This window comes from Thermoactinomyces sp. DSM 45892 (genome assembly GCF_900107305.1).
In the GTDB taxonomy this organism is placed as follows: Bacteria; Bacillota; Bacilli; order Thermoactinomycetales; family Thermoactinomycetaceae; genus Baia.
In genome coordinates, this window is sequence record NZ_FNPL01000050.1 from 1 (window position 1) to 1,224 (window position 1,224).

At 42.1% G+C, this 1,224-nt stretch carries 1 pseudogene; it reads right to left on the reverse strand.

Going from position 1 to position 1,224, the window contains the following annotated elements:
- Window positions 1-1,034, reverse strand: a pseudogene (locus BLU58_RS15960) (hypothetical protein); the annotation flags it as partial.
- Between the last annotated feature and the right edge of the window lie 190 nt (window positions 1,035-1,224).

Consider the following 1,224-nt stretch of genomic DNA (forward strand, 5'->3'; position numbering starts at 1 on the left):
ATCTTTCCCGCCAATTGCATCGAAGCAAGATAATGACCTGTATCCTGCTGTTGTACAGCTACACAGTCCTTGAACTTCATTAATAATGGCTCGATCTTCGGCCATGCAAATGTAAGTCCTGTTACTGCAACCGCACCGGCTGTCGTGGTAGCAAGGATTCTCTTGCCACTACCGAATAGATTATCGCCGAATGACTTTACTTTGTCACCCAACCCGGTTAATGAGTCCGAGATTGCATCAAAAGCTTTACTTGTTAAAGGAAACTTACTAGAGAGGCCACCTGACTTCGAAACAACGTTGCCTGCCTTCCCTGCTTTATCTACACCTTTTAACCCAAGAAGTTGTGAAAATGCATATCCGAACCACTCTGAACGTGAATTCCCATCACCGTTGATTACCATACGATCCCATGACTCGCTTATCTCTTTCCAGATCCCTCCTGCCGCATTGGATATATTATCCCAAACTTCGCCCGGGTGTGTAGCCCAATGCTTGAGCTTGTCCCATGACTCCCTAGGGTTTAGAATGACATACCCTAGAAGTCCTACAGCTCCTAGCGCTAAGTCAAAGATCCCGATGAGCACGTCTAGCAATCCTCGTAACACACCTTTAAGGAAGGATGCCGCCCATTCCAACACTTTTAACATTGGAAACTGCTTCTTTAATATAGCCCATGCTAAGGTCACACCAGCCCCGATTGTCAATCCCCATTCCCATAAATTATCCTTAATACTTTTAATTTTAGCACCTAGATCGTCCAAGATATTATTTACATCATCCCACAGCTCACCGCACCAATCCGTGAAACCATTCCATTTGTCACTAACCCAATCTCCTGCCGACTCTAACCAACCTTTTTCCGTAGTGGTTGATGTTTTCGCTATCTCTGTATCGAACTCTCCCGTGATCGGAGTGTTATCAATGTTGAAATCGACTGCATGGGTAATTCCTTGTCCTACGAATCCAAATGTGAATAACACAATCATCAGAATAAGTAAGGATCTCGATATTCTCTTCATGTTCTTGTTACTCATAGATGTCCTATCTCCTCCACCATCCAACGAAAAAGGGTAGCGATATGCCACCCCATTCGTTTATTCATGCTATTTTCGGTTTACATGCCAAATATAAATTTATCTATTATAATATTATATAACAAAATTAGAGTTTTTTCAATATTTTTTGAGTGATAATCCATCTCTGTCCTCTTCTAAATATAGAGAA